Annotated in this window: 18 protein-coding genes; 8 read left to right on the forward strand and 10 right to left on the reverse strand. The window is 71.6% G+C overall.

Annotated features, from left to right (window positions below; translation table 11 throughout):
* The first annotated feature begins 2 nt into the window (after positions 1 to 2).
* The 5 genes from H537_RS48980 (at position 3) to rocF (ending at position 5621) form a co-directional block, all read left to right on the forward strand.
* A complete protein-coding gene (locus tag H537_RS48980) occupies positions 3 to 1235 on the forward strand; it encodes a GGDEF domain-containing protein (RefSeq protein ID WP_156901515.1) in 1233 nt (410 codons plus the stop codon).
* A gap of 181 nt (positions 1236 to 1416) precedes the next feature.
* On the forward strand, positions 1417 to 2850 hold the full coding sequence (locus H537_RS0107475) for a S41 family peptidase (protein ID WP_028997404.1): 1434 nt from the start codon (positions 1417 to 1419) through the stop codon (positions 2848 to 2850).
* Positions 2851 to 2939: 89 nt separating this feature from the next.
* On the forward strand, positions 2940 to 3701 hold the full coding sequence (locus tag H537_RS0107480) for a HesA/MoeB/ThiF family protein (RefSeq protein ID WP_028997405.1): 762 nt from the start codon (positions 2940 to 2942) through the stop codon (positions 3699 to 3701).
* Between the two features lie 25 nt (positions 3702 to 3726).
* Positions 3727 to 4629: an LOG family protein gene (locus H537_RS0107485; protein ID WP_028997406.1), complete on the forward strand. Its 903-nt coding sequence runs from the start codon at positions 3727 to 3729 to the stop codon at positions 4627 to 4629.
* Between the two features lie 68 nt (positions 4630 to 4697).
* Positions 4698 to 5621 carry an arginase gene (rocF, locus tag H537_RS0107490; RefSeq protein ID WP_028997407.1) on the forward strand — a complete coding sequence of 308 codons (924 nt, stop codon included), beginning with the start codon at positions 4698 to 4700 and terminating at the stop codon, positions 5619 to 5621.
* 73 nt (positions 5622 to 5694) lie between these two features.
* Here the strand turns inward: rocF and H537_RS0107495 are convergent, their stop codons facing one another.
* Both H537_RS0107495 and H537_RS48985 read right to left on the reverse strand, forming a co-directional pair.
* A complete protein-coding gene (locus H537_RS0107495; protein WP_028997408.1) occupies positions 5695 to 7383 on the reverse strand; it encodes a Na/Pi cotransporter family protein in 1689 nt (562 codons plus the stop codon).
* A 273-nt stretch (positions 7384 to 7656) separates the two neighbouring features.
* On the reverse strand, positions 7657 to 10413 hold the full coding sequence (locus tag H537_RS48985; RefSeq protein WP_051242108.1) for a hybrid sensor histidine kinase/response regulator: 2757 nt from the start codon (positions 10411 to 10413) through the stop codon (positions 7657 to 7659).
* Positions 10414 to 11067: 654 nt separating this feature from the next.
* Between H537_RS48985 and H537_RS52445 the strand changes: the two genes are divergently transcribed.
* Together H537_RS52445 and H537_RS0107515 are read left to right on the forward strand one after the other, a co-directional pair.
* Positions 11068 to 11214 (forward strand): hypothetical protein, encoded by a 147-nt coding sequence (locus tag H537_RS52445; protein WP_156901517.1) that lies wholly within the window; start codon positions 11068 to 11070, stop codon positions 11212 to 11214.
* A gap of 142 nt (positions 11215 to 11356) precedes the next feature.
* A complete protein-coding gene (locus tag H537_RS0107515) occupies positions 11357 to 11773 on the forward strand; it encodes a hypothetical protein (RefSeq protein WP_156901519.1) in 417 nt (138 codons plus the stop codon).
* Positions 11774 to 11929: 156 nt separating this feature from the next.
* Here H537_RS0107515 and H537_RS0107520 read toward each other — a convergent pair whose 3' ends face one another.
* Complete coding sequence (locus H537_RS0107520) at positions 11930 to 14389, reverse strand: ligase-associated DNA damage response DEXH box helicase (protein ID WP_028997410.1); 2460 nt, start codon at positions 14387 to 14389, stop codon at positions 11930 to 11932.
* A gap of 135 nt (positions 14390 to 14524) precedes the next feature.
* Here H537_RS0107520 and H537_RS0107525 point away from each other — a divergent pair, with 135 nt between their 5' ends.
* Positions 14525 to 15199: a hypothetical protein gene (locus tag H537_RS0107525; protein WP_156901521.1), complete on the forward strand. Its 675-nt coding sequence runs from the start codon at positions 14525 to 14527 to the stop codon at positions 15197 to 15199.
* On the opposite strand, the gene H537_RS54880 is transcribed toward H537_RS0107525, so the two are convergent.
* The 7 genes from H537_RS54880 to H537_RS0107565 all read right to left on the reverse strand — a co-directional run bounded on the left by H537_RS54880 (position 15150) and on the right by H537_RS0107565 (position 25156).
* Complete coding sequence (locus tag H537_RS54880) at positions 15150 to 16406, reverse strand: NAD(P)/FAD-dependent oxidoreductase (protein ID WP_051242110.1); 1257 nt, start codon at positions 16404 to 16406, stop codon at positions 15150 to 15152. The genes H537_RS0107525 and H537_RS54880 overlap by 50 nt on opposite strands.
* Positions 16403 to 18208 carry a LodA/GoxA family CTQ-dependent oxidase gene (locus H537_RS41730; protein WP_043458379.1) on the reverse strand — a complete coding sequence of 602 codons (1806 nt, stop codon included), beginning with the start codon at positions 18206 to 18208 and terminating at the stop codon, positions 16403 to 16405. The genes H537_RS54880 and H537_RS41730 overlap by 4 nt, the downstream gene beginning before the upstream one ends.
* 91 nt (positions 18209 to 18299) lie before the next feature.
* Positions 18300 to 19526, reverse strand: a complete 1227-nt coding sequence (locus H537_RS0107540; protein WP_169516964.1) for a ferritin-like domain-containing protein — start codon at positions 19524 to 19526, stop codon at positions 18300 to 18302.
* Positions 19527 to 20096: 570 nt separating this feature from the next.
* Positions 20097 to 22223: a hybrid sensor histidine kinase/response regulator gene (locus H537_RS41735; protein ID WP_051242112.1), complete on the reverse strand. Its 2127-nt coding sequence runs from the start codon at positions 22221 to 22223 to the stop codon at positions 20097 to 20099.
* Between the two features lie 119 nt (positions 22224 to 22342).
* Positions 22343 to 23164 carry a DUF429 domain-containing protein gene (locus H537_RS0107555; protein ID WP_028997413.1) on the reverse strand — a complete coding sequence of 274 codons (822 nt, stop codon included), beginning with the start codon at positions 23162 to 23164 and terminating at the stop codon, positions 22343 to 22345.
* 16 nt (positions 23165 to 23180) lie between these two features.
* Positions 23181 to 24134: a 2-hydroxyacid dehydrogenase gene (locus H537_RS0107560; RefSeq protein ID WP_028997414.1), complete on the reverse strand. Its 954-nt coding sequence runs from the start codon at positions 24132 to 24134 to the stop codon at positions 23181 to 23183.
* Positions 24135 to 24187: 53 nt separating this feature from the next.
* On the reverse strand, positions 24188 to 25156 hold the full coding sequence (locus H537_RS0107565) for a Bug family tripartite tricarboxylate transporter substrate binding protein (protein WP_028997415.1): 969 nt from the start codon (positions 25154 to 25156) through the stop codon (positions 24188 to 24190).
* Between the last annotated feature and the right edge of the window lie 27 nt (positions 25157 to 25183).

A 25183-nucleotide genomic window follows, 5' to 3' on the forward strand; every position in this document is an offset into this window, starting at 1 on the left:
CGATGTCACCCTCAATCGACTTGCCCCGCGACAGTGCCGCCCCGACGGCGCGGCCCAGCGCGTTCCAGCCCTTCCAGCGCCTGCAGCGGCTCAAGCTGCTGTGCCTGGGCGGGCTGTTCCTGCTGCTGGCGCTGCTGAGCGTGGCGCAGGGCTGGGAGTCGATGCGGGAACTCGCGGCGCAGCGGCGCTCGCAGGCGCTGGTGGCCGACATCCACGAATTGCGCGAGCGGCTGCTCGACACCGAGGACGCGCTGCGCGTCTACCAGACCACCAACAACGACGTGCTGCTGCGCCAGTACCTGCGCTGCGCCCCGCCCTGCCTCAGCACCGCGGGACTGCAGGCGCAGGCCGACGATCCGGCACAGCAGGCGCTGTTCGAGCGCGTCACCGAATGGAGCCAGATCCTGCTGCCGCTGCTGCGCCAGGCGCTGGAAGGCGGCCCGTCCACGGCGCCGCTGCCCTTGCCCGCGATCGGCCAGATGCGCCGTCTGCTGCTGCAGGCCGAGGAGGCCGAGCTCGCCACGCTGCGCCGCCACGAGGAGGCCTGGCGCACGCGCGGCCTGCAGCTGCAGCTGGTGCTGGGCGCCACGCTGCTGCTGGGCTTCGCCGGCGTGCTGCTGCTGCAGCGGCGCACCCAGGCGCTGGTGCGGGCCGGGCTGCGCGCGGAGGCCGCGCTGGAGGAGGCGCTGCTGCGCGATCCGCTCACCGGCGCCTACAACCGACGCGGGCTGGACCTGCACCTGGCGCACCGGCTGGACCAGGCACGGCAGCGGCAGCAGCCGCTGGCCCTGCTGGCGCTGGACCTGGACGGCTTCAAGGCCGTCAACGACCGCCACGGCCATGGCGCGGGCGACGCGGCGCTGCGCACCATCGTGGCGCGGCTGCAGGAGACGGTGGGCGAGCACGGGCTGGTCACCCGCACCGGCGGCGACGAGTTCGTGCTCGCGCTGCAGGCACCGATGGACGAGGCCGGCGCGCACCTGGTGGCGCAGCGCCTGCTGCACGCCGTCGGGGTGCCGCTGGCGCTGTCCGGCGGCGCCGAGGCGCGGCTGGGGGCGTCCATCGGCCTGGCCCTGTTCCCGCGCCACGGCGCCGATGCGCCGACGCTGCTGCAGGCGGCCGACGCCGCCTCCTACGCCGCCAAGCGCGGCGGCAAGCACCGCGTCTGCACCTTCGGCGAGCCGGCTTGGGCGGGCGCCGCGCACGCCGTCGTCCCGCTGCGCCGGGTGCGCTGAGCCGGGGCGGGCCGGGCCCGCGCCGCTGCGGCGGACCCGGGCGCGGCTTCTGCAGGCATCCGGCGTGAAATTGCCTTGAAAGTCGCCTGCGGCGCGCAACTTATGGCCCTGCGCGCCCTAATCCCTGGGGGGCGAAACGTATACTGCCCTGGCTACTTCATCTCGCGGGAAAGCTGTTCACATGGGTGCCAAATTGAAAGTCGCCGGCCTCGTAGCCATTGGCGCCGTGGCGGGCGCGCTCACCACGATGCAGCTGCAGGCGGTAGCACGCAACGCGACCGCGCCGCTGCCGCTGGAGGAGCTGCAGCAGCTCGCCGCCGTCTTCGGCATCGTCAAGAGCGACTACGTCGAGGCGGTGGACGAGAAGAAGCTGCTGACCGATGCCATCTCGGGCATGGTCTCGGGGCTCGATCCGCACAGCCAGTATTTCGACAAGAAGAGTTTCAAGGAATTCCGCGAAGGCACCAGCGGCCGCTTCGTGGGCGTGGGCATCGAGATCGGCATGGAGGACGGGCTGGTCAAGGTGGTGTCGCCCATCGAGGGCTCGCCGGCCTTCCGCGCCGGGCTCAAGGCGGGTGACCTGATCACCAAGATCGACGACACCGCCGTCAAGGGCCTGACCATGGACCAGGCCGTCAAGCGCATGCGCGGCGAGCCCAGCACCAAGGTGCAGCTCACGGTGTTCCGCAAGGCCGAGAGCCGCACCTTCCCGGTGACGATCACGCGCGAGGAGATCCGCGTGCAGAGCGTGCGCTCCAAGGTGGTGGAGCCCGGCTATGCGTGGCTGCGCGTGAGCCAGTTCCAGGACCGCACGGTGGAAGACTTCGTGCGCAAGATCGAGGAGATCTACAAGCAGGAGCCCAACCTCAAGGGCCTGGTGCTGGACCTGCGCAACGACCCGGGCGGCCTGCTCGAAGGCGCCGTGGCGGTCTCCGCGGCCTTCCTGCCCTCCGACGTCGTGGTCGTCTCCACCAACGGCCAGCTGCCCGACTCCAAGGCCACCTTCAAGGCCACGCCGGAGTTCTACCAGCGCCGCGGCGGTGCCGATCCGCTCAAGCGGCTGCCCGACGCCGTCAAGAAGGTGCCGATGGTGGTTCTGGTCAATGAAGGCTCGGCCTCGGCCAGCGAGATCGTTGCCGGCGCGCTGCAGGACCACAAGCGCGCCGTCATCATGGGCGCGCAGACCTTCGGCAAGGGCTCGGTGCAGACGGTGCGTCCGCTGACGCAGGACACGGCGCTCAAGCTCACCACCGCGCGCTACTACACCCCCAGCGGGCGCTCGATCCAGGCCAAGGGCATCGTGCCGGACGTGTGGCTGGACGAGACCGCCGAGGGCAACGTCTTCGCCGCGCTGCGCATGCGCGAGGCCGACTTGGACAAGCATCTGGTGCAGGGCGAGGAAAAGCGCGACGAGGCGCGCGAGAAGGCCCGCGAAGAAGCGCGCCAGAAGCTCGAAGAGCAGCTGGCCAAGCGCGCCGAGCCGCCCAAGCCGCTGCCCGAGTTCGGCAGCGGCGAGGACTTCCAGCTCGTGCAGGCGCTCAACCGGCTGAAGAACAAGCCGGTGGTGGTCAGCAAGACCATGAGTGAGCGCAAGCCCGAGAGCGAAACCAACTGAGCCGGCACGCTTGGCCCCCTCGGCCGCTGCCCTCGCAAAGCCCGCCCCGCGCGGGCTTTGTGTTCTGTGGCGGCGGCTATGCTGACGCGATGAACGACGACCAGCTCCTGCGCTACTCGCGCCACATCCTGCTCAACGAACTCGGCGTGGAAGGCCAGCAGAAGCTGCTGGACAGCCGCGCGCTGGTGATCGGCGCCGGCGGCCTGGGCTCGCCGGTGGCGCTGTACCTGGGCACCGCGGGGCTGGGCACGATCACGCTGGTGGACCACGACACGGTGGACGTGACCAACCTGCAGCGCCAGATCGCGCACGACATGGCGCACGTGGGCCAGCCCAAGGTGCTGTCCGCCGCGGCCAGCATCCACGCCATGAACCCGGAGACGCGCGTCGTCACGCTGCAGGAAAAGGTCGATGCGGCGCGGCTGGACGAGCTCGTGCGCGGCGCCGACGTGGTGCTCGACTGCAGCGACAACTTCCGCACCCGCCACGCCGTCAACGCTGCCTGCGTGCGCCACGGCAAGCCGCTGGTGTCGGGCGCGGCCATCGGCTTCGACGGCCAGATCGCCGTGTACGACACGCGCCATGCCGAGGCCCCCTGCTATGCCTGCGTGTTCCCGCCGGAATCGGGCGTGGAGGAGGTGCGCTGCGCCACCATGGGCGTGTTCGCGCCGCTGGTGGGCATCATCGGCAGCATGCAGGCGGCCGAGGCCCTGAAGTTGCTTGCCGGGGTGGGCAGCTCTCTGGCCGGAAGGCTGCAAATGCTGGACGCGCGCAGCATGGAATGGACGGAGATCCGCATCGGCCGCTCCGCCCAGTGCCCGGTGTGCGCCACGCGTGGCGCGGCGCACTGACACAACAAACCTACCCATACATCGCATGGAAAAGCGCCCCGACCTGACTGCCCGCAACTTCCCCACGGCCGAGGAAGAAGCGCTGTCGCAGCTTGAAGCCTCCCGCTACGCCGGCCCCGAGAGCGCCTACCGGCTGGCGTTCACCGACACGGCCTTCCTGCTGCGCGAGGAGCTGCGCCCGGTGCGCATGCAGCTGGAGCTGCTCAAGCCCGAGCTGGTGCAGCGCGAGCAGGGCATCGAGTCGACCATCGTCATCTTCGGCAGCGCGCGCGTGCTGCCGCCGGAGGAGGCGCAGCTGCGGCTGGAGGCCGCGCGCGAACTGGGCGAGCCCCAGGCGCTGCGGCGCGCCGAGATGGGTGTGCTCATGAGCCGCTTCTACGACGAGGCGCGGCGCTTCGCGGCGCTGGTGACCACGCGCTCGCGCTCGCACGACACGCCGATCTACGTCGTCACCGGCGGCGGCCCCGGCGTCATGGAGGCGGGCAACCGCGGCGCCTTCGAGGTGGACGGCAAGAGCATCGGGCTCAACATCGTGCTGCCCCACGAGCAGGCGCCCAACCCGTACATCACGCCGGAGCTGTGCTTCCAGTTCCACTACTTCGCGCTGCGCAAGATGCACTTCCTCATGCGCAGCATCGCGCTGGTGTGCTTCCCCGGCGGCTTCGGCACGCTCGACGAGCTGTTCGAGGTGCTGACGCTGATCCAGACCGGCAAGTCGCGCCCGCGCCCGGTGCTGCTGTTCGGGCGCGAGTTCTGGACCAAGCTCATCAACTTCGACTGGCTGGTGGAGACCGGCATGATCAGCCCCAACGACGTGAACCTGTTCCACTTCGTCGAAACCGCCGAAGACGCCTGGGCGCGGCTGACCGAGATCTACGGCTTCGACGCCCCCGTGACGCAGACCGGCGAGTTCGCCGACGACATCTGAAGCAGGCGGGCAGCCGGCACGGCGGCTGCCCACCATCGATCGCCACCCGTTCGACGCAGGAGCCGCGCATGAACCGCAACGTCAGTCTCATCGGCGCGCCCACCGACGTGGGCGCCGGCGCCCGCGGCGCCAGCATGGGCCCGGAGGCGCTGCGCGTGGCGCGCATCGGCCCGCTGCTGGGCGAGATGGGCCTGGACGTGGTGGACCGCGGCAACCTCACCGGCCCGGCCAACCCCTGGCTGCCGCCGGTGGAGGGCTACCGTCACTTCGACGAGGTGCTGGCCTGGAACCGCGCGGTGCACGAGGCGGTGTACGCGGAGCTGCAGGCGGGCTGCTTCCCGATCCTGTTGGGCGGCGACCACTGCCTGGGGCTGGGCTCCATCAGCGCCGTGGCGCGCCACTGCCGCGACACCGGCCAGAAGCTGCGCGTGCTCTGGCTCGATGCGCACTCCGACTTCAACACCGACCAGATCACGCCCAGCGGGAACATCCACGGCATGCCCGTGGCCTGCCTGTGCGGCTACGGCCCGAAGCCGCTGGTGGAGATCGGCGGCCACGTGCCGGCGGTGAGCCCCAAGTGGGTCAAGCAGATCGGCATCCGCAGCGTCGACGCCGGCGAGAAGCAGCTGCTGTACGACGCCGGGCTGGAGGTGTTCGACATGCGCTACATCGACGAGATGAGCATGCGCCACACCATGGAGCTGGCCCTGGCGACGATGGACGCCAGCACGCACCTGCACGTGAGCTTCGACGTCGACTTCCTCGACCCCTCCTTCGCGCCCGGCGTGGGCACCACCGTCATGGGCGGCCCCACCTACCGCGAGGCGCAGCTGTGCATGGAGATGATCGCCGACACCGGCCGCCTGGCCTCGCTGGACGTGATGGAGCTCAATCCGGCGCTGGACGTGCGCAACCGCACCGCCGAGGTCGCCGTGGACATGGTGCAGAGCCTCTTCGGCAAGAGCACGCTGGTGCGGCGCGCGCCGCGCTGAGGCCGCCCATGAGCGCGGCCTCGCGGCCGCCACGTTGAGGCCGCAACCGCGGCCCCTGCCCTTCATCCGTTTCTCAGCCCTGCTGCTGCGCGTCCTGCGCCGGCTGCACCTGCGGCAGCGGCGTCGCGGGGCGCAGCCGCGTGTTGGCCAGCGCGCCGGCGGACTCCAGGATCGGGTAGGCAATGGAGCAGATGTGCGAGTTGATGCGCTTCAGGTCGCTGATGAGGTCCAGGTGCAGGCTGCTGGTCTCGATGCTGTAGGGCGTGTTGGCCTGCAGCCGCACGATGTGCGTGGCGGCGTACTCGTGCTCCAGGGCGCGGAAGCGCGCCTTCTCCTCCAGCAGCTTCTGCGCGTCGTGCACGTTGCCGTCGAGGAACACGCTCATGCCCAGGCGCAGGTTCTGCAGCAGGCGCTGGTGCAGGTGCACGATCTCGGCCATGCCGGCGTCGGAGAGGCGGCGCTTCTTGCGGATCTTCTTGTCCTCGATGTCCTGCAGCACGCGCTCGATGATGTCGCCGATCTGCTCCATGTTGATGGTGAAGGAGACGATGTCGGTCCAGCGCCGGCCCTCGCGCTCCGACAGCGCCTCGCGCGAGATCTGTGTGAGGTAGAACTTGATGGCCGAGTACAGCGCGTCCACCGTGTCGTCCATCTTGCGCAGCTGCTGCGCCAGCGCCAGGTCGTCGTGGCGCAGCACGGGCTCGATGCCGCGCAGCATGGTCTCCACGATGTCGGCCTGGTGCAGCGCCTCGCGCGCGGCGCAGGTGATGGCCAGCGAGGGCGTCTCCAGCGCCATCGGGTCCAGGTGCTGCGGACGCGCCGGCGCCGCCGGGGCCGGCGGCTCGGTGAGCCACTGCTCCAGCCAGCGGGCCAGCAGCGTCGTGGCGCCCACGAACAGCAGCGCCAGCGCCACGTTGAAGCCCAGGTGGAACAGCACCACCTGGCGCGCCACCGAGGGCGCACTGGCCTGCAGCCAGGGCAGGATCTGCGGCAGCAGCGGCATCGCGATCAGGCAGCCCGCGACCTTGAACATCAGGTTGCCCACCGGCAGCCGCCGCGTCGCCACCGAGCCGCGCAGCGTGGAGAGCACGCCCAGCACGCCGCTGCCGAGGTTGGCGCCCAGCACCAGGCCCAGCGCCACCTGCGGCGCCAGCAGCCCCTGCGCCGCCAGCGTGGCGGTGAGCAGCACGATCGCCAGGCTGGAGTAGGACAGCACCGCCAGCACCATGCCCATGAGCAGCTGCGGCGCCACCTCGCGCGGCAGCGAGGCCAGCAGCGTGCGCACCACCGGCGAGGCCACCAGCGGGTGCGTGCTCTGCATGATCAGGTGCAGCGCCAGCGTGATCAGCCCCAGGCCGATGAGCACGCGGCCCAGGCGCCCGGTGACGCTCTTCTCGCGCGATATGAACATCACCACGCCGACGAAGATCAGCAGCGGCGACAGCCACGACAGGTCGAAGGAGAAGAACACCGTCATGAGGCTGGAGCCCATGTCGGCACCCAGCATCACCGCCAGCGCCGCCGAGGTCGGCACCAGCTGCCGCCCGACGAAGGAGGCCATGAGCATGCAGGTGGCGGTGCCCGACTGCAGCAGCATCGTCACGCCCATGCCCGCCAGCAGCGCCGATGGGCGCGAGCCCATGCCGCGCGCGAGCACGTACCGCAAGTTCTCGCCGAACATGCGCAGCACCCCGGTGCGCACGATGAAGGTGCCCCATACCAGCAGGGCAATGGCGGCCAGCAGATTCAGCAGCTCGGTCATGAATACTTCTTCCGGGTCCCCCGGACAGCGCTGCCCTCCATCCATCCCTCGCGGAGCGCGTCCTTTAAGGAGACCCGAGCGAGAAGCATGCCCGAACCCCCCAGGTGGCGGCTACGCGTGTTTACATGAAACCGTGATGACGTTGCGATCTCGCCGCACCGCGTTCCTCAGCCTGGGACGCAATGCCCCTGGCGGAAAGCAGCCCGGCGGCCAGCAGCGCCGGTTGCAGCCGGTGCAGGCGGCCCGCTGCTACCCGTGCCGCGCGGCGGTGGCTCACCCGGCTTGCTCCACGTCCCGCACCGCTCGGCGCTCCTCCCGCGCCAGCAGCTCGTCCAGCCGCTGCAGGAAGGCCTGAATCTCGATGGGCTTGCTCCAGAAGCCGTCGAAGCCGCTGCTGCGGGCGCGCTCGACGTTGTCGGGCATGGCGTCGGCCGTCAGCGCGATGCAGCACAGGCCTCGCGTGCGCGGGTCGGCACGCAGCCGTGCCAGCACCTCGTGGCCGCTCATGTCGGGCAGGTTCAGGTCGATGAGCACCAGCGCCGGCAGCTCGCTGCGCGCCAGCGCCAGGCCCGATTCGCCGTCCTCCGCGATGCGCAGCCGGCACTGCGGCCGCAGCGCCATGATGTGCTCCACCAGCAGCGCGTTGACCGGCTCGTCCTCGATGTAGAGCACCAGCGGCGCCGCGCTGGCGGCCGGCATCGCGGCGACGGCCGTGGGTGCGGGCACCGGGGCCGCTCCAGCGGCAGCCTCGGGCAGCGGCGCGGGGGCGGGTGCGGGGGCCGGGGACGGCAAGGGCGCCGGCGCGTCCTCCTGTGCCACGGGCAGCTCCAGCGTGAACACGCTGCCGCCCTCTCCGCCCCGGCCCGCGCGCAGGCTGCCGTGCATGAGCTGCGCCAGGCGCTGCGAGATCACCAGTCCCAGGCCCGTGCCCTCGATGCCCGTGCGCTCCGCGCCCAGGCGGTTGAAGGGCTGGAACAGCTGGCCGAGCTGCGCGTCGCTGAGGCCCGGGCCCGAGTCCTCCACGGCGATGGCCACGCGCCCAGGGCCGGCGGCGCGCACCGCCAGCCGCACCCAGCCGCCGCGGCGGTTGTACTTGACGGCGTTGCTCAGCAGGTTGAGCAGCACCTCGCGCAGCCGCGTGGCATCGGCCTGCACCTGCCCGGCCGCGCCGCCGAGCCCGGTGTCGAGCGCGATCTCGGTGTCGAGCTTGACCTCGGCGGCGCGCGCCATCGGCTCCAGCGCGTCCAGGCAGGACAGCACCAGCGGCGCCAGCGCCACGGGCTCCAGCGTCAGGCGCACGCTGCCCGCCTCGATGCCGGTGAGGTCCAGCATCTCGTTGATCATCGTCAGCAGGTGCTCGCCCGCGCCCTGGATGCGCTGCAGCCGCTGCGCCTGCGCCGCAGGCAGCGGCGAGCGCGCGTCGAGCTGCATCATCTGCGCGAAGCCCAGGATGGCGTTGAGCGGCGTGCGCAGCTCGTGGCTGGTGCGCGCCAGGAACTCGCTCTTGGCGCGGCTGGCACGCTCGGCGGCCTCGCGCGCGGCGCGGTCCTCCTCGGCATGCTTGCGCTCGCTGATGTCGAGGTTGGTGCCGGCCATGCGCAGTGCGCGCCCTTGCGCGTCGCGCTCCACCACGCGGCCGACGTCCAGCACCCAGCGCCAGGGGCCCGCGCCGGTGCCCACCCGGTACTCGGCCACGTAGGCGGCGCTGCGGCCGTCCAGGTGCGCCTGCAGCGCCGCCTGCATCGCCTCGCGGTCCTCGGGGTGCACCAGGCCCTTCCAGCTCGCCACGCTGGGCAGCAGCTCGGTCGCGCTGCAGCCGCGCATGGCCAGCCAGCGCGCGTTCCAGGCCAGGGTGCCGGTGGCGACGTTCCAGTCCCACAGCCCCAGGTCGGCGCCGGCCAGCGCCAGCTCCAGCCGCTGCTCGCTGGCCCGCAGTGCGGCGTTGGCAGTGGCGAGCTCGGCGGTGCGCGCCGCCACGCGCGAGGCCAGCTCGGCGCGCACCCGGTGCTGCAGCCGCAGCAGCCGGAACAGCAGCAGGCTCGCCAGCGTGCCGCCGAGCAGCACCAGCACCGCGGCGGGCTCCACGGCCGAGTCGAGCGGCTGGCGCAGGTGCAGCAGCCACACCCGGCCGCCCACGTTCACGCGCAGCGACTGCATCAGCAGGGCCGTCTCGGCCGCCACGTGCGCCGGCACGGCCTGCTGGCCGTCGTAGAGCAGGTTGATGCGCGAGGGCAAGGCCTCGTGGCCGGCGGGGCCCAGGTCATACAGCCGCAGGTCCATGCCCTGCAGCAGTTCGCCGCCCAGCGTGGCGTCGATGAAGTCGCTCATGCGCAGCACCACCTCGGCCGTGCCCAGGAAGGCAGCGCGGCGCTGCTCCAGTGTCTCCAGCGGCATGAGCGGGCGGTACACCGGCTCGCGCAGCACCAGCGAAGGCCGGGGGTTGGGCTCCTGCACCAGGTTGGACCACGCCGAGGCGACGAGGCGGCCGTTGTCGCGCGCCTCCTCCAGCCCGCGGCGGCGCTCCGGCGACGCGGCGATGTCGAAGCCGAGCATGGTCTCGTTGCCTTCCAGGGGTTCGAGGTAGTCGACGACGTAGTAGTCGTCGCGGTCGCCCGGCGGGCGGATCGCAAAGTCCGGATAGCCCTGCGGCCGCACGCTGGCGTCGCCGCGCACCAGGGCTTCGAAGGCAAAGCGGTCCTCGGCCGCGAGGTAGCGCACGAAGCGCAGCGCGCGGAAGCCCGGGTGGCGCTGCGGCAGCTCCAGCTGCTGCGCCAGGCGCCTGAACTCGTCGCGCGTGACCCCGTCGGAGGCCAGGAACAGCCCGCGCACGCCGCGCAGCACCTCGGCCCAGCCGTCCACGCGCCGCTCCACCACCTCCGCCACGATGCGCGCGCGCGACTCGAAATCCAGCCGCGTGCGCGTGCGGGCCGACTCCTGCACGTACCACGCCGCACCCAGGCTCAGCGCCAGCCCCAGCACGAGCACCAGGAGCGCGAGCGGCGGCGAACGGGGCTTGTCCGTAGCGGGCATGGCAGACGAACGGCGCTGGAACGGCGGCAGGACGGCTCCTGGGCAGGTGAACTCCCCACCATAGCCGGGCGCCCGTGGGCCGCCCAGGGGACGCCAGGCGGGAGCGGCCTGTTGTGCGCAGTAATGCACGGCGTCCGGCCAATTCCCATTTTGGCCTCTACCCGTTCGTCCTGTGATTGGGCATAAATACATCCACGGCGCCGCGATGCAGTAAGGCGGCACCGCTCCAGGCAATACATCGGAAAGGAGGCTCTCATCGAAACTTCGAGTAAACGGACCACTCCTGAAAATCCGGGGCACGATAGATCTCAGTGAACGATCCGAGTTCTTGCCCCCTGTGTCTTGATGAATTGAACGCGGGCTTTCCATACCCGTGGCGCAGCCTTCGATGGCGTGCCGATCCGGCCACTTTCTGACGGCCGACCAGCATCGGCAATCCCAGGGAATACCCCCCTGACGCCCAGCAAGCCGCTGCCGCCACAGACATGGCAAGCCCCTCCCTAGAACGGCGCCCACGGGCGCCGTTTCATTTTCGTGCAGCCTTCCACGCCACGGCCTCATTGTGGCCGCGAGCCCCTCGTGGAATTTTCTCAATAGGCGCATAAACAAGTCCTCACCACTGCGCCGCGCCGCCGGCGCCTCCAGGACCGCGCCATGAATGCCATCAAGGAATATCTGCTGCTGATCGTGATTTCGGTCTTCGTGGCGAATACCGTGGGCACGGCCTATGGCGAGCTGATCAATACCCTGTTCAGCGACATCGCGCTCAGGCTGGAGCAGGTGCAGGTCCTGGTGCGCTGAAGTCCTTCACCGGCCAGTCCGGCGCCAAGAAAAAAGACACGCAAGGCAAGCAAGCCGCCGCCAACTCCCGGACCTTGATCTGGCGCAGCAGGCCATCAGATGCCCGGCATTTACCTTTGCCCCAACGCCGGAGCAAATGACCATGAAAAAACAATTGCTGATCGCACTACTGCCCCTGCTACTTGCGGCCTGCGATTTCGACCAGGCCGAGCGGCTGCAGACCGTGCATGACATGGAAGCGGCCGCCACCCGCTACAGCCAGCTCAGGGCGCTGATCGACAACACCGACCGCGCACTGGAAAGGCTGGGCACGGAAGCCAAGATCCTGCGCGAGGACATCAAGGCCCAGGGCGCGGAATATGAAAAGAGCCGCGGCGCCCATTACCGGGATCAAGTCTTGGTGCTGACCGACAAGGAAGCGGACCTCGCCCAGCGCATCGCCGCCCTGGAGGGAAAGCGCAGCGAGGCCACCCTGCAGGTCAGCCAGCATCGCGACCGCATCCACAACCTGCAGGCGCGGCTGGAATCCATGGGCTGCGGCCGGCCGCCGTGTATTTGATTTCGGCGCTCATACAAAACCGCTACAGCGGAACAACAAGGAACCCGTCACACCCGCGAAGGCGGGTGTCCACGCCTGCCGGGCTGCACCGCGTGGCTCGTGGATGCCCGCCTTCGCGGGCATGACGGAGGTATTTGCGAATTCCAGGGCCTGGAATCAGCCCGCATCCGGCTCGCCCAATATCCGCGCCAGCCGCTGCGCCAGTTTCTCGTTGCTGAGCTGCTCGCGCCAGCGCTCCACCATCAGCGGCACGGCCAGGGGGCTGGGCTCCTTCAATTCCACCAGCAGCACCCGCTGCGCCGCCAGCCGGCGCAGCGTCGCCTCCAGCCGCCCTATTTCCAGCTCCTGCGCCAGCGCCTCGTTGCGCGCCTGCGCCAGCAGCAGGTTGTCCGGGTCATATTGGCGGAACACGTCGTAGAACAGCCCACTCGACGCCTGCAATTGCCGCGCGCTCTTGGCCGCACCTGGATAGCCGCCGAATACCAGCCCCGCCACGCGCGCAATTTCCCTGAAGCGCCGCTGCGCCAGCTGCCGCGCGTCCAGGCTGGCCAGCAAATCCGCCTCCAGCCGCTCGGCGGCGAATATCGAGCCGCCCAGCAGCGGGGCCAAGTCCAGCGGGCGCGCGCTCAGCAATTCCAGCCCGTATTCGTTGACCGCCAGCGAGAAGGTATTGGCTTCCACCTGCGCCAGCCGCCAGGCCAACAATCCCGCCAAGCCCAGGTGCACCGGGCCGCCGGCGAAGGGGTAAATCCACAAGTGGTGGCCCTCCCGCGAGCGGTGGCGCTCGACCAGCAATTCCTCCGGTCCGGGCAACCGGGAAACACCGGCCTGCAATTCCAGCATCGGCCGCGCCGCGCGCATTTCCGGCTCGCTGAATTCGCCCCGCGCCGCCTCGTGCAGCAATTCGCGCAGGGCGTTCGCCAGCTCGTCGGACAGCGCCATGCGCGTGCCGGACCACACCGGGATGCGCCCGCTCTTCTTCGTGGCCCGCGTCACGTAGGCCGTGAGCTCGCGCACCCGCACGAATTCCAGCAGCCGCCCGCCGAACCAGAAGCAATCGCCCGGCGCCAGGCGCGATATGAAGCTCTCGTCGACCGTGCCCAGCGCAGCACCGCCCAGCATGCGCAGCCGCATGGTGGTCTCGGACACGATGGTCCCGACCTGCAGCCGGTGCCGGTGCGCGATGCCGCGGTCCGTGACGCGGAAACGCCCGTCCACCACCTGCAGCCGGTGGTACTGCGGGTACGCCGCCAAGCTCGTGCCGCCCTGCCCTGCGAAAGCCAGGGCCCAGTCGAACTCCTCGCGCGTGAGATCGCGGTAGGCCGGGGCGCCGCGCACTTCCTCGAACAGCGCCGGCGCGCCCCAGCCGCCGCCGGGCAGCGGCTCGGCCTCGAAGCCGCCGCCCAGCGCCACTGTCACCAGGTGCTGCACCAGCACGTCCATCGGCTTGCGCGGGCTGCGCCGCGCCTCGATGGCGCCGGCCTGGGCAGCGCGGCGCAGCGCAGCCGCCTCCAGCAGCTCGAACAGTTGCGTGGGCACCAGCGTGGCGCGGCTGGCGCGCCCGGGCGCGTGGCCGGAACGCCCCGCGCGCTGCAGCAGCCGCGCCACGCCCTTGGGGCTGCCGATCTGCAGCACCCGCTCCACCGGCAGGAAGTCCACGCCCAGGTCCAGCGAGGAGGTCGCCACCACCACCTTGAGCCGCCCCTCCTTGAGCCCCTGCTCCACCCACTCGCGCAGCGACCGGTCCAGCGAGCCGTGGTGCAGCGCGATGGCGCCGGCCCAGTCCGGCCGCGCCTCCAGCAGGCGCTGGTACCAGATCTCGCTTTGCGAGCGCACGTTGGTGAACACGAGGCAGGTGCCCGCCGGCTCGATCTCGCGCACCACCGCGTCCAGCATGCGCAGGCCGAGCTGGCCGGGCCAGGAGAAGCGCGCCGGGGCCTCGGGCAGCAGCGTGTCGATCACCAGCCGCTTGTCGATGCGGCCCTGCACCAGCCGGGCGCCGCCGGTGCCGGCCAGGGTGGACATCGCCTCCTCCAGGTTGCCCAGCGTCGCGCTCAGGCCCCAGGTCAGCAGCCGCGGGTTCCAGCGCCGCAGCCGTGCCAGCGCCAGCTGCACCTGCACGCCGCGCTTGCTGCCGATGAGCTCGTGCCACTCGTCCACCACCACGGTGTGCACGTGGCGCAGCTCGGCCTCGGCATCGGCGCGCGTGAGCAGCAGGCTCAGCGACTCGGGCGTGGTCACCAGCGCCTGGGGACGCTGGCGCTCCTGGCGCTGGCGCTCGGCCGCGGTGGTGTCGCCCGTGCGCTGCGCCAGCCCGAAGCCGGGCGCCACGTCGGGCAGCGGACGTGCCAGCGCCTGGGCCGTGTCGCTGGCCAGCGCGCGCATGGGCGTGATCCACAGCACCTGCAGCCCCGCCGCCGCGCTGCGCCGCGCCAGCGCGCCGAGCCACACGGCGTAGGTCTTGCCGGAGCCGGTGGTGGCGTGCAGCAGGCCGCTCTCGCCCGCGGCCATTGCGGCCCACACCTCGCGCTGGAAGGCAAAGGGCGTCCAGCCCTGGGCGGCGAACCAGGCCTCGGCGGTGGCGCCGGGCGGCTCGGAGGGCGGGTCGGAACGCATGCGGAAACTGGCGAGGGAAGCGTGAGGGGGTTTCGAACGTACACGGCCAGCATGCCCCAAGCGCCGCCGGTGGCCGCGGCGCGGCGGCTGCGCTACCTTGCCTGCCCTGTGTCCACTGCCCCGAGGAGACCCCAAATGCCCGCCATGACGATGAAGACGCTGCTGCCCCTGTGCGCCGCCCTCCTGTCTGCCTGCACCTCGGCGCAGCAGCCCGGCGCGTCGCCGGGGTCGCAGCTGGGATTCTTCGTCACCAGCACCGGGCTGGGCCGCGGCGCGGACCTGGGCGGCCTGGCCGGCGCGGACAAGCACTGCCAGGCCCTGGCCGAGGACGTGGGCGCCGGCGGCCGCACTTGGCGCGCCTACCTCAGCACCAGCGCCGAAAGCGGCACGCCGGCCGTGAACGCGCGCGACCGCATCGGCACCGGCCCCTGGCGCAACGCGCGCGGCGTGGTCATCGCCGAGAGCGTGGCGCAACTGCACCAGGACAACCGCATCACCAAAGACACGGCGCTGACCGAGAAGGGCGACACCGTGCGCGGCCGGGGCGACACGCCCAACATGCACGACGTCCTCACCGGCTCCCAGGCCGACGGCACTGCCTACCCCGCCGGAGGCAACGACATGAGCTGCCGCAACTGGACCCACAGCGGCGAAGGCGCCGCCATGGTCGGCCACCACGACCGCACCGGGCTGGACGACAGCGCGGCGGCCAAGTCCTGGAACACCTCGCACCCCACGCGCGGCTGCAGCCAGGACGCGCTCAAGGCGACAGGGGGTGCGGGGCTGTTCTACTGCTTCGCGGCGAACTGAGGGCGGGCGGCACCGCCGTCTCGCCCCACGGGGCGGCGTGCGGCGGCGGCAGCCGCCGCTGCCAGTACGGCATCTGCGGCCACTGGGCCGCCTGCGCATGGCGCTCGCGGCGCTCGCGCAGGAAAGCTTCCCAGGCGCTGCGGGCGCGCCAGCCCCAGGCCCGTCCGGGCGGCGCGGCGTCCTGGCCGGCCAGCCACGGCAGCAGCACCCCGTGGCAGGCCTCCCAGGCGTCGCGCAGCGAGCCCGACAGGCCCGAGGAGGTGAGCGGGTCCAGGCTCATCATGGCGTCGCCCAGGGCCAGCCAGCCGGGGCCGGCGACGCGGTCCAGGCAGGCGGCATGGGCCGCGCAGGGCCGCGGCCGCAACCCCTCGGGCGCCATCTCGGGCGGGGCCCAGGGCGCCAGCGCCGGCCACAGCGCCCGGCTGCGGCGCAGCGCCGCCCACCACGCCTGCGGCGCGCGCAGCGCCGGGGTGAGGTCGGCATCGGTCATCAGCGCCAGCTGCGGCCGGCCCAGCGCATCCGGCGCGGCGGTCCACCAGCCTTCGGGCACGGCCTCCACCAGCACCCGCTGGTGCAGCGGATGCGCCGGCCCGGGCGCGGGCCAGCCGCCCGCGGGCTCGGCCCCCGGCCAGGGCGAGGCCAGCGCCACTTGCCGGTCCACCGCCTGGCGCTGCGCCCCCAGGCACCGCGCCAGCACCGCCGCTCGGCCACTGGCGTCCACCAGCAGCCGTGCGCCCAGCCGGGTCGCCGCCCCGGGCCGCTCGCCGTCCGCGCCGGCGCGCAGCTCGACCTGCCAGCCCGGCTCCAGGCGCCGCACCGCGTCCAGCGCATGGCCGCGCAGCAGCAGCGCCCCCGACTGGACCGCCGCGCCGCGCAACTGCTCGTCGAGCAGCTCGCGGTCCACGTGCCAGGCCGGGGGCAGGCGGCGGCGGGCGAAGTCGTCCAGCCACAGCGCCTGGCCCCAGGCCGAGGCATTGCCCAGGCAGGGCCGGTGGCCTGCCGGCCAGGCCAGGCCCAGGCGCTCCAGCAGGCCCGGCACGTCGGGCGTGGCACTCTCGCCCAGGCGCCAGCCGGGCGCCGCGGCCTTGGGCCGCGACTCCAGCAGCGCCACGCGCCGCACGCCGGCCTGGCGCAGCGCCAGCGCCGTGGCGCAGCCCGCCGGGCCCGCGCCCACGATCAGCACGTCCAGCGCGGCGGCAGTGCTCATGCCTCGCTGTCGCTGGGCGGGAAGAACGGGCGCGGCAGGTCGCGCGCCACCTCCACGTAGCGCACCGGCGGCGTGCCGCCCGTGTCCTTGCGCATCACGAAGCCCAGCCGCCACCAGTACTGGACCATCTGCACGTTGTCGGCGAAGGCCACGTAGTCGTCGCGCTTCTGGTCGAAGTCCGTGCCCACCCAGGCCACCTGCCCGCCGGTGGCGAGCGTGGGCTCGGGCTCGCCGATGGCGGCGCGCTGCGCTCGCGTGGGGTCCAGGTACACGTACTCCGGCCGCTGCGCCGGCCACCACCACAGCACGCGCGGGCCGATGTTCTGCGAGGAGCACTCGTTGAAGTCCGCCTGCCAGGGGATGGCCATGTAGCGGCTGACGTCGCCGGGCTGCATGCGCGCGGGGTTGAAGTCCAGCCGCAGCGGGCCGTTGGCCGGCATGTCGGCGTTGATGCGCAGCGGGTCATCGTCCTGGTAGATGGCGGCGTTGCGCGAGATCCAGCTCATCTCGATGCCGGGCGAGAAGGCGCCGCCCACGCAGTTCTCCAGCACCGCGCGCGTGAGCGCGAGGCCCGGGTCGCCGCCCTGCTCGTCCTCGTCGACGAACCAGCCCTCGGCCCACTGCTGCAGGAAGAAGTACTGCGTGTCGGTCAGGCGCAGGTACTTGGAGACCAGCGTGTCGGGCAGCAGGGCGTTGTCGCCGGCGAGGTACGGCATCATGGTCCGGCCGCTCTGGTCCACGATCTGGTTCTCCTGCGCCGGCGCGCGCAGCACCTGCAGGATCCACGTGCGCAGCCCGCGGTTCTCGTCCTCCGCCGGCGAACTGGGCACCGCCGCCAGGCGCTGCATGTCGAAGCGGTGCGCCTTGGGCGGGATGGCGGCCACCCATGGGAAGGTCGCGGCGCGCTCCAGCAGCGGGCCGATCTCGGTGCGGAAGTTGGGCCGGTAGCCCTGCGGGCCGCTGCGCCACAGGCCGCCGGTGCACAGCTCGGGGCACTGGCCGGCGCGCACCGCGGTGTCGAAGATGGTGTCCCACAGCGTCACGAGGTTGGGAATCTCGGGCGCGTAGGCCGGCGGCGCCACGATCACCCAGGCCGTGCCGCAGTCGATGCAGGTGCCGTCCTTGAGCACCACCACCGCGCTCAGCGGGCCGTCGGAGGTGTCGTCCCACCAGCCGTCGTTGTTGGCGTAGGCCGGCAGCTGCGGGTCGCTGTCGAGCGTGCCCGAGTGGCCCAGGCCGCCCAGGAACAGCAGCCGGCCCTGCGCGTCGGTGCGCAGCTCGCCCAGGGTGTCGATGTCATTGCCCGCCGGCAACAGGCCCGGCGGCGGGAAGTGGCCGCCCTCGTAGCCCGAGGGCACGGTGCTGCGGCTGAAGGGCTCCGGCCCAGAGGAGGCGCCGCCGATGCTGCGCGGGCCCGGGTCGATGATCAGCTCGTGGCGGTTCTGCACGTCGCTGTTGCGCAGCGGCTGGTTGCTGGCATAGCCGTTCTCGCCGCGGTTGGTCTGGAACTCGTACCAGCTGGGCTTCTTGTTGGCCACGTGCGCGGTCCACTCGATGGCGGCCACGTCGGGCGAGTCCAGCGTCACCTCCTGCGGGCCCTGGTCGGTGTCGCGGTAGATCCTGAAGCGCGCCGCCTGGCGGCACAGCCTGCCGTCGGCGTCGCGGAAGTCGTCCTCGGTGAAGGGACGGCCGTCGGGGTTGATGGGCAGCCCGCGGTAGGTCTCGGGGCCGATGTAGAACTTCTCGGGCGCGTTGCCCACGCGGGCCACGCCGATGGACGGGTAGATCTTGTAGCTGCTCATGGTCGGGCGCTCTCCTGGGAGGCGGTCGGCAGGATGTTCAAGGGGCCGCGGCCGCACGGGCCGCCGCCGGCTGGGACGGGCTGGATCCGGCTCAGAGCGCCGGCAGCGCCTTGGCCACGACCAGGCGCTGCCAGGCGTCGCTGGCCTGCGCCAGGTGGGCTTGCGCGGCCGGCGGCAGCCCGGCCGGCGGCTGGGCGCTGAGCTGCCGCAGCCGCTGCCCGGTCTGGTCCAGGGCCGCGTCAGAGCGCCAGCGCCAGGCGGGCGTGGCGTTGGGGCCCACCGAGTGGTTGCCGCCGTCGAACGCGGCCGTGGTCATCAGGCTGCGGGCCAGGTTGGGCAGCACCTGGTGCATCGTGTCCAGCACCACGCCGAAGTACGGATCGGGACCGGCACGGAAGCTCAGCTCGAAGGCCTTGAGCATCACGCTGTAGGCGTTGTCGAAGAGCTGCGACAGGTGCTGCGCCGACGGGTTGCTGTAGTCCTCCTCGTTGGGGTTGGAGGTGATGGGCAGCGTTTCCGGGAAGGGCTCCTTCGACACGCTCACCTGGCGGAAGCGGCTGAAATGGCTGAGTTCGTAGGGCGTCCCCAGGATCGGGCCGTAGGTGCCGTCGGTGCGGGTGCCGTAGTGGTTGTAGGCGCCGAAGGGCTGCATATCCACCAGCGGCTTGCGCGCGGGCACCGTGCCCTCGCCCTGCTTGACGATCTCCTCGATGCCCAGCAGCGCGCTCTTCACGTCGGTGACCTCGATGACGTGGCCGCCGAACTTGCCCAGGTAGATGTCGGTGCGCTGGCGGCCTTCAGGCGCCGGCGCCTCGAAGGGATTGCCGGGGTAGGCGAGGATGCCGTCCTTGAGCGCGTCGTAGAGCTGGGCGATGGTGTCGTACTGGTCGCCCTGGGGCGTCGCGCCGGCCGGGGCCGGCGACTCGATGGCGGCGTACAGGCTCTCGAACACGTCCCGCGAGGCGCGCACCAGGCCCAGCAGCGGCGTGGTGGACTCGTTGGCGTGCGGCAGGTAGCCCGGGTAGGTCGGCGCGGCGTCGCCGGTGAACCGGGGCAGCGCCCCCAGCGCCACCACCAGGTTGGCGGCCTGGTTGACGTGGAACATCTCCTCCATGACCACCGCCCGCAGCGCCTGGTACGCGACGCTGCCAGTGTCGGAGATGGAGTACATGCCGGTCAGGTAGACCGGGATGGTGGCGAACTCGACCTGCAGGGCCAGCTGGGCGGCCTCCTGCAGCGGGCGGCGGTCGCCGTCGCTTTGCCTCAACCGCTGGAACAACCCATGGAACGGGCGCGCACTGCGCAAACGCTGTGGCATGGCATCTCCTGGACGAATGATTCGAAGCGCGCCTTGAGTAAAAAGCGCTTTCGATGAAAAAGCCGTTGCCGGCCTTGAATGCGACGGCCCGATATCCGGCCAGTACATGCGCCGATATTCAAACCACCGGACAAAATGAATATCCCGGGCAGCCCGCGACACGCGCGCGGACCGCGGCGATGATTCGTGGAGACGTGGCCCGCACGGCCACGAAGAGGGAGAAGCCCGGCGTCAGCGCGGGCGGCGTGGCGCGCGCAGGCGGGCGCCGGGCGGCGGCAGCGCGCGGCCGTAAATCAGGACCGGAAAATGGAACGGCAGTTTCATGGCGTCTCCGAATTCAGTCATCGGCAGCAATGAAGCTGCCTTTTTTCTGTCCTGGATGCGCCCAGCCAACTGCCCGTGGACGCGGTTTCCCGGGTTCGTGCCGCGCATTTTCAATTTGCGCGGCACCCGGAAAGCAGCACCACTCTAGTAACAAGGAGATACAAGAACGGCGGGAATTGGGCCCGATGCCCGTCCCAGTTCCGCGCTTCGGGCGGCGGCGCCCGTGATAAGCGCCGCCGCGTGGCCTCAGGCAGCCGGCGCCCCGCCGGCGATCAGCTTCTCCAGCGCCTGCAGGTCCACCGGCTTGACGAGGTGCCCGTCGAAGCCCGCGTCCTGCGAGCGCTGCTTGTCGGCAGCCTGGCCCCAGCCGGTGACGGCGATGAGCAGCGAGCGCGCCGACCAGGGCTGCTGGCGGATGCGCCGGCACAGCTCGCAGCCGTCCAGCCCCGGCAGCCCCAGGTCCAGCAGCAGCACCTCGGGCTGCAGCCGAGAGGCCAGCTCCAGCGCCTGCAGGCCGTCGTAGGCGGTGTGCGCCTCGTGGCCGCCGAGCTGCAGCAGCATCGCCAGGCTGTCGGCGCTGTCGGCGTTGTCGTCCACGATCAGGATGCGCCGCCCCTGCGGCGCGGCCGTGCCGGACAGGCTGTCCTCGGCGGCGGAATCGGAAACGGGCGGAAAGTCGGGCAGGTTCAGCATGGCAGGGTCGGCCGATGCGGCCGCGGGGGGTGTCGGGCCAGGGGCCGTTGCAGATGGGGCGCTGGTCCCCGGAAACAAGGGGATTGTCCCCGCATCGCCCGGTGCGTCTCCCGGGAGGCTCTGTTCGGCCAGCAATGGCAGCTCGACCGTGAAGTCGCTACCCTGCCCCGGCCCGTCGCTGTGCGCGGCCACGCTGCCGCCGTGCAGCTCCACCAGGCGCTTGACCAGCGACAGGCCGATGCCCAGGCCGCCCGCGGCGCGGCCCTGCGCGCTGTCCACCTGCGTGAACAGGTCGAACACCCGCTCCAGCATCGCCGGCGGGATGCCCAGCCCGGAGTCGCTCACCCGCACGCGCACCGCGCGCGTGCCCAGCGCCTGGGCCTCGACGCGGATGCGTCCGCCGGGCTCGGTGTAGCGGCAGGCGTTGGCCAGCAGGTTGCCGAACACCTGCGACAGCCGCACCGGGTCGGCGTGCAGCCACAGCGGCGAGGCGGGCAGCGCCACTGCCAGCGCGTGGCGGCGGTCCAGCAGCAGCGGGCGGCAGGTCTCGATGGCGGCGTCGACGACGGCGTCCAGCCGCACGCGCTCGCGCCGCAGCTCCAGGTGGTCGCGGCTGATGCGGCTGACGTCGAGCAGGTCGTCGATGAGCCGCACCATGTGCGCGATCTGCCGCTCCATGGTGCACAGCGCGCGGGTGGTGAGCGCGGCGTCGTGCTCCGCGCGCTTGAGCAGCTCCAGCGCGTTGCGCACCGGCGCCAGCGGGTTGCGCAGCTCGTGCGCCAGGGTGGCGAGGAAGGCGTCCTTGCGCTGGTCGGCGTCGCGCAGCGCCTGCTCGGCCTGGCGCCGCTGCGTGACGTCCTGCACCACCACGCCCACGCCCAGCGTGCGCGTGCCCACGCGCACCGGGTAGTAGCTCGTGGCCCAGCAGCGCGTGACGCCGGGCGCGGCGGCGGTCTGGCCGCAGACCTCATCCTCCACCGCCTCGCCGGCCAGCGCGCGCCGGTACGAGCCCTCCAGCACCGGCCACAGCTGCGGCAGCACCTGCGCCACGGGCCGGCCCAGGTGCTCGGCCACGCCGAGGCCGTTCATGGCCGCCAGCTTCTCGTTGATGCGCACGTAGCGGAATTCCGGGTCCAGGAAGGCCATGCCCAGCGGTGACTGCGCCGCGAGCGTGTTCAGCAGCGCCGTCTGCTCGGCCAGCCGCATCTCGGTGTGCTTGCGCGCGGTGATGTCCTGCGACATGCCCAGCAGCCGCAGCGGCCGTCCGGCCTCGTCGCGCTCCACGCGGCCCATGTCCTGCAGCCAGATCACGCGGCCGTCGGGCAGCCGCAGCCGGAACTCGCTCTCGTAGCGCCCCTGCGGATGCACCAGCGCCGCCCGCACCCGGGCCTCGAACAGCGCCCGGTCCTCCGGATGCACCAGCGCCCGCATGTCGGCGAAGCACTGGGGCGTGTGCGGCGCCGTGGGCGCCAGCGTCTCGTGCAGCGAGTGGAAGCGGCGCACTTCGTCGCGGCGGATGTCCCACTCGAAGGAGATCAGGGAGGCCGCGTCCATCGCCAGCCGCAGCCGCTCCTCGTTGGCGCGCAGGGCCTGCAGCGCATGCAGCAAGGGCGGCGGGACGCTGCCGTCGGGATCGGCAGACGTCTCGTCATCGGGCCGGCGGTGGGCGGGCGGGTTCACGTGGGACAGCTCCTGGAACGCTGCGGGCACTATCCCACACGCACTACATGGGTCTGGTGACACGGCTGCATCCAAGCGCAACCGGCGCTGCGCGCGGCGGCGCCCCGTGTCCAAAGCGCTCAGGCGCTGACGATCCAGCCCTCCACGGGGTCGAAATCTGCGGGCAGCCCCCAGTTCTCGCGGCTGCCGGCCCAGGCGGCCTGCAGCAGGCACAGCACGGCGTCGAGCCGGTCGCCGCTGGCGTCGGCGATCAGCGCGTCGTGCTGCGCCGGCGTGAGCTTCAGGCGCAGGTTCAGCCGCGTGCGGCCCTGCTCCAGCGCAGCGACGATGTCCTTGCGCGCGATCAGCCGCTCCGGCGTGTGTTTCAACATGTCGTCGTTCTTGTAGGAGCGGCGGCCGATCAATTCCCTGGCCAGCAAGCCGGGATAGGCCTCCAGCGCCACGCGCGTGCGGTCGCCGTCGAGCAGTCCAGGCAGGTGCACGCCCGCCTCCAGCAGCAGCGGCACGCCCGCGTGCAGCATGTAGGCCACGGGCGGATTGACCCATTTCATCGAGCTGCTGGCGCCGGCCGGGGCGTCGGTGGCGCGGTGGGCGAACTTGCCGCCCACGGGGCGCGCGTTGCAGAAGGCGGCGAAGGTGTCGCGGATGGCGGCGCGCTCCAGGGCCGCGTAGTGGCGCATCAGCGGCAGCCACTCGGTGGGCCAGCCCAGGTGCTCGACCAGTTCGCGCGGCAGCCCGAAGGGAAAGTCGAAGCCGCCGACCCAGGGCCCGGGCAACTGGAGGAAGGCGCCGAAGCCCTCCAGCGTGTCGAAGGCGTGCAGCGCCTCCAGCTTCACCGCGCTCCCCACGGCGCGCCCCTGCGCCACCACCACGGGCTTGCGCCGGGTGGGACGGCTGGAGAAGTCGACGCCGAGGAGGTGGAGGGGCTGCATCGGCGCCATTGTCCGGCGCCCCGGATCAAGCCCCCGGCGCTGCCACCTTCAGCCGGCCCTCGCCGAAGAACGCCCGCAGGTTCTCCAGCACCAGCTCCGACATCGCCTGGCGCGTCTCGTGGGTGGCGCTGGCCACGTGCGGCAGCAGCACCGCGTTGTCCAGCTGCAGCAGTGCTTCGGGCACGCGCGGCTCGTCCACGTACACGTCCAGGCCCGCGCCGGCGATGCGCTTCTCCTGCAGGTACTGCACCAGCACCGCCTCGTCCACCACCGTGCCGCGCGCGATGTTGACCAGGAAGCCCTGCGGCCCCAGCGCGTCCAGCACCTCGGCCGAGACCAGGTTGCGGCTCTCCGCCCCGCCCGCCGCGGCGATCACCAGGAAGTCGGACCAGCGCGCCAGCTCCACCAGGCTCGGCTCGTAGCCGAAGGACACGCCCTCGGCGGGACGGCGGTTGTGGTAGCGGATCTCCATGTCGAAGCCGCTCGCGCGCCGGGCGATCGTGCGGCCTATGCGCCCCAGCCCCACGATGCCCAGCCGCTTGCCGCTCACGCGCGTGGCCAGCGGGAACTTGTCCTTCAGCCACCCGCCCTGGCGCACGAAGCGGTCGGCCTCGGTGGCGCGGCGCGCCACGTCCAGCAGCAGCGTGAAGGCGGTGTCCGCCACGCAGTCGTTGAGCACCTCGGGCGTGTAGCCCACCGGGATGCCGCGGCGCGCGGCGGCCTGCAGGTCGATCTTGTCCAGGCCCACGCCGAAGCTGGAGATCACCTGCAGCTTGGGCAGCGACTCGATCAGCGCGGCATCGATGCCCACCGCCGCCGAGGTCACGGCGGCGACGAACCCGGCGCCGTGCTCGGCCAGATACGCCCGCGCATCGGGCTGCTGCGCCAGCAGCGTAAGGTCGAAGTCGGCAGCGAGCTGCTGCTCCAGCCAGGGCGTCAGGCGGCCGATCTGCAGCACGCGGGGCTTGGGGTCACTCATGGGTTGGATTCCGGTTTCTGGTTGCTCGTGAAGCGGGTCGGGGCCCGAGGCGCTCAGTCGAGCTTCACGCCGCCCTGCGCCACCACCTTGGCCCAGTTGGCGCGCTCGCGCTCGAAGAAGGTCGTGAACTCGGTGGGCGTCATGGTGTAGACCTCGGCACCCTGCCCGCTCAGCCGCTGGCGCACCTCGGGTGTGCGGATGATGCGGGTCAGCTCGGCCGAAACCTTCTCAAGCACCGCCGGCGGCGTGTTGGCCGGCATCAGCACGCCCTGCCAGGTGCCGGACTCGAAGCCCTTGACGCCCTGCTCGGCGATGGTGGGCACGTTGGGCAGCAGCGCCACGCGCGTGGACTTGGACACGCCCAGCACCTTGAGCTGGCCCGACTGCACGAAGGGCAGCGTCGCCAGCATGCCGTTCATCAGCACGTGCGCCTGGCCCGCCACGGTGTCGTTGATGGCCTGCGAGCCGCCCTTGTACGGGATGTACTCCCACTTGGCGCCGGTGGCCTTCTCCACCGCCACGCCCGCCACGTGCGGCGCGCTGCCGATGGCCGTCACGGCGAAGTCCATCTTCTGCTTCTGCGACAGCGCCACCAGCTCCTTGAGGTTGCTGGCCTGCACCGAGGGATGCACCACCAGCAGGTGCGGCGAGTAGGCCAGCATGGTCGCGCCCTTGAGGTCCTTGCTGGGATTGAAGGGCAGCCGGTTGTAGACCGACGCGGTGATGGCCAGCGCGCCCACGTCGCACAGCAGCAGCGTGTGGCCGTCATTGGACTTGGCGACGAAGTCGGTGCCGGTGTTGCCGTTGGCGCCGGGCTTGTTCTCGATGACCACCGTCGTCTTCAGCGCTTCCGATAGCGGCTGGCTGATGGAGCGGGCGATGATGTCCGAGGAGCCTCCCGGCGGGTACGGCACCACGATGCGCAGCGGCTTCGTGGGCCATTGCTGGGCCTGCGCGGCCCCGGCGGCACAAACGGCCAGCGCGGCGGCGGCCAGGGCGTGGAACGTGGTCCTGCGGTTCATGGGTCGTCTCCTCGGGTTGATTCACAA

The organism is Azohydromonas australica DSM 1124 (assembly GCF_000430725.1).
Classification (GTDB): domain Bacteria; phylum Pseudomonadota; class Gammaproteobacteria; order Burkholderiales; family Burkholderiaceae_C; genus Azohydromonas; species Azohydromonas australica.

Bases quoted from the DNA above. Each gene is read 5' to 3' on its own strand.
- H537_RS48980 (WP_156901515.1), top strand. From the start codon at position 3: ATGTCACCCTCAATCGACTTGCCCCGCGACAGTGCCGCCCCGACGGCG.
- H537_RS0107475 (WP_028997404.1), top strand. From the start codon at position 1,417: ATGGGTGCCAAATTGAAAGTCGCCGGCCTCGTAGCCATTGGCGCCGTG.
- H537_RS0107480 (WP_028997405.1), top strand. From the start codon at position 2,940: ATGAACGACGACCAGCTCCTGCGCTACTCGCGCCACATCCTGCTCAAC.
- H537_RS0107485 (WP_028997406.1), top strand. From the start codon at position 3,727: ATGGAAAAGCGCCCCGACCTGACTGCCCGCAACTTCCCCACGGCCGAG.
- rocF (WP_028997407.1), top strand. From the start codon at position 4,698: ATGAACCGCAACGTCAGTCTCATCGGCGCGCCCACCGACGTGGGCGCC.
- H537_RS0107495 (WP_028997408.1), bottom strand. From the start codon at position 7,383: ATGACCGAGCTGCTGAATCTGCTGGCCGCCATTGCCCTGCTGGTATGG.
- H537_RS48985 (WP_051242108.1), bottom strand. From the start codon at position 10,413: ATGCCCGCTACGGACAAGCCCCGTTCGCCGCCGCTCGCGCTCCTGGTG.
- H537_RS52445 (WP_156901517.1), top strand. From the start codon at position 11,068: ATGAATGCCATCAAGGAATATCTGCTGCTGATCGTGATTTCGGTCTTC.
- H537_RS0107515 (WP_156901519.1), top strand. From the start codon at position 11,357: ATGAAAAAACAATTGCTGATCGCACTACTGCCCCTGCTACTTGCGGCC.
- H537_RS0107520 (WP_028997410.1), bottom strand. From the start codon at position 14,389: ATGCGTTCCGACCCGCCCTCCGAGCCGCCCGGCGCCACCGCCGAGGCC.
- H537_RS0107525 (WP_156901521.1), top strand. From the start codon at position 14,525: ATGCCCGCCATGACGATGAAGACGCTGCTGCCCCTGTGCGCCGCCCTC.
- H537_RS54880 (WP_051242110.1), bottom strand. From the start codon at position 16,406: ATGAGCACTGCCGCCGCGCTGGACGTGCTGATCGTGGGCGCGGGCCCG.
- H537_RS41730 (WP_043458379.1), bottom strand. From the start codon at position 18,208: ATGAGCAGCTACAAGATCTACCCGTCCATCGGCGTGGCCCGCGTGGGC.
- H537_RS0107540 (WP_169516964.1), bottom strand. From the start codon at position 19,526: ATGCCACAGCGTTTGCGCAGTGCGCGCCCGTTCCATGGGTTGTTCCAG.
- H537_RS0107555 (WP_028997413.1), bottom strand. From the start codon at position 23,164: ATGGCGCCGATGCAGCCCCTCCACCTCCTCGGCGTCGACTTCTCCAGC.
- H537_RS0107560 (WP_028997414.1), bottom strand. From the start codon at position 24,134: ATGAGTGACCCCAAGCCCCGCGTGCTGCAGATCGGCCGCCTGACGCCC.
- H537_RS0107565 (WP_028997415.1), bottom strand. From the start codon at position 25,156: ATGAACCGCAGGACCACGTTCCACGCCCTGGCCGCCGCCGCGCTGGCC.